This is a genomic window from Vogesella mureinivorans (assembly GCF_007644035.1).
Taxonomy (GTDB): Bacteria; Pseudomonadota; Gammaproteobacteria; order Burkholderiales; family Chromobacteriaceae; genus Vogesella; species Vogesella mureinivorans.
In genome coordinates, this window is the sequence record NZ_VMTV02000692.1 from 1 (window position 1) to 325 (window position 325).

Here is a 325-nt window from a genome sequence, read left to right on the forward strand (position 1 = left end):
TGCCATGACTGGCCAGGCACTGGGGCTTTCGATCGGCGGTATCGCGGTGTTCGCCACCCTGGCCGCCAGCGCCAGCTACATCGCCGCACCCACGGCCATGCGGATGGCCGTGCCTGAGGCCAATGCCGCGCTGTCGATCACCGCATCGCTGGGGATCAGCTTTCCGTTCAACGTGATCGTGGGGATTCCCTTGTACTTGAAGCTGGCGCAATGGCTCGGAGGCCCGCCGACATGACCCTGCCCAAACACCCGCGCAGGCTGCTGGTGATCATCACTGAAGCCGCACTCGAGAAATCGCTGGCGCGCGATGTGCGCCGGCTGGGTG

At 65.5% G+C, this 325-nt stretch carries 1 protein-coding gene; it reads left to right on the forward strand.

The annotated features are described in order from the left end of the window. A partial coding sequence (locus FLQ44_RS17765; RefSeq protein WP_206208957.1) for a sodium-dependent bicarbonate transport family permease occupies window positions 1–235 on the forward strand: 235 nt, incomplete at its 5' end. Window positions 236–325 lie beyond the last annotated feature (90 nt).